Below are 1981 nucleotides of genomic sequence, written 5' to 3'. Positions count from 1 at the left end.
CTATTGTACTCTGGCAATCCATATCGCGTTCGTGTACTTCCCAATGTTAAATCAATATTTTCATGCTGATTGATCGCTTTCTCCATGCTTTTCTCTAAGCGCAAGGTATCGAGCCAAATGAGAGGAAGATCGTGAAAGTGGTAATGGTTAATGAGGTACTGTTTCATGAAGTTCTTTTCAACGATACAGCCATGAGCCACAATGTATTTCCCTTGCGCCGCTTCAAAAAATGTCATCATCGCATCATGAATCGACACGCCAGCCGCTAACATTTGTGGGGTAATGTGGTTAATGACCGCAGTTTCAGGGTTGATCTGAGAATCATCGTTAATGTAGATATGATGCGCGGATGCGAGATCAACTCGACCTCCTGATATTTCTACCCAACCCATCGATAGAATAATATCCTTCTCACTGTTTAAACCTGTGGTTTCAATATCCAGTACAATGTATTCGCCATCTTTAGCCAGCTCCTCAAACGTTGGCAAGGGCTCTTTAAGCAGTTGTTCAAGAAGCAAAGGCAGCTTCATCGTCGCCAAACAGTGCTTACGTTTTCGTTTTAATCGCTCTAGTGGGTGAAAGTAGTGTAATGGTGAAAAGTGTAATCGTGCTTTCATTAGCGATTCCCAAAGCGCACTTTAGCGGCATCTTGCAGATCTGCGATGATTCTAAATGCATCTTTCAAATGCTTTCGCTCAAAACTGCCAAAGCTATTCGGGTTGATGTTGTTATCCGGTATTTGACCATTTTTTAAAGCGTCAAGCTGGTGATTGAACCGGAAGGATAAAATGAACTGATACGCACCTAGGATATTTTTAAGGGCATCTTCACTGAGCAGCCCTTTCTCGTGGGCGGCGGCAAAACGTTCTTCGGTTGCCGACACATCGCTTTCTACCGCTAAGCCGTAAATTCGCGCTAGATCGATGATAAGGTTAATGGCGTATTTTTTTACATTCAGTGTTTTCTTATTTTCCCCCGACTTTTCCAACACGAGGCTATTGAAAATACCCAGAGGCGGATTAGTACTTATGGCATCTTTCACCAGCGTACCCAAGAACTCTCGATTATTCTTGATGTTCGAATGAAGTTCATCACGCAATACCGTTTCAAACTCTTTGTTCCCATAAATCGTGCGAATTTCTAGGAAAACGCTGATATTAAGCAAACGCTCGTATTCTGGGTTAGACACCCATTTTTTATAATAGTGCTTCCACACGTTTAACGGCTGGCACCATTTTGGTGTCGCGGCCATGTATTTACCTGGACACAATGGGTAATCACAGCTCGCGAGGCCATTTGTCACGATCTGCGCAAAATGTTGGAAATAAACCCGGTCATTGTCGGTTGCAGAATCATCAAGAACAATGGCGCTGTCTTGATCTGACAGCATGTGAACTTCGTTTCGCGCATGCGACCCAGCCACAATCCACGAAAAGTCACACGGTGGCGGCCCTAACTGGTCAATCGCGAATTGAATGAACCTTCTCGTGTAAGCATCCATGATCATGGTCATGACTTTACCCACGGTTTCAGGGGCTACTTTCCCTTCGACCAACGCTTCAAATATGGCTTGTCTTTCGGCAGTGAAACTCGCGAGCGCACTTGGTTCCGTTGCATATTTTATTTTTTCAATCAAGAAAATTGCTTGTACACGGTGATTCTGAACCAGGTGGGAAGTGGTTAATAAGCCAATCACCTTATTGTCTTTTACTACAGGTAAGTTTCGAATGTTGAACTGCATCATAACGGAAGCCGCATGAAGGACTAGGTCATCAGGCTTGATGGTCAATGGGGAATGTGTCATCACGTCAGATATTGGTCGATCTACATCCACTCGGTGAGCAATAACGCGTTTTGTCATGTCTCGATCAGTAATTAAGCCAACAATGTTATCGTTCTCATAAATGACGGCGCATGATGTGCGATGAACAATACGCATTTCATGGGCGACTTGCTGGATCGTCTGATCGGCAGTAACAAC

At 44.0% G+C, this 1981-nt stretch carries 2 protein-coding genes; both read right to left on the bottom strand.

All coding sequences use genetic code 11. From position 1 onward, the window contains the following. Window positions 1–617: 3'-5' exonuclease (locus ACP45E_RS13660; RefSeq protein WP_069585110.1), on the bottom strand; the 617-nt coding region annotated here is incomplete at its 3' end. Then, window positions 617–1981, bottom strand: a 1365-nt coding sequence (locus tag ACP45E_RS13655; protein ID WP_017037398.1) for a DUF294 nucleotidyltransferase-like domain-containing protein, incomplete at its 5' end; no start/stop codon positions are given. The genes ACP45E_RS13655 and ACP45E_RS13660, both read right to left, overlap by 1 nt.

The sequence above is a fragment of the Vibrio genomosp. F10 str. 9ZD137 genome (genome assembly GCF_049974785.1).
In the GTDB taxonomy this organism is placed as follows: domain Bacteria; phylum Pseudomonadota; class Gammaproteobacteria; order Enterobacterales; family Vibrionaceae; genus Vibrio.
This window is presented reverse-complemented; position numbering and strand designations above follow the sequence as displayed.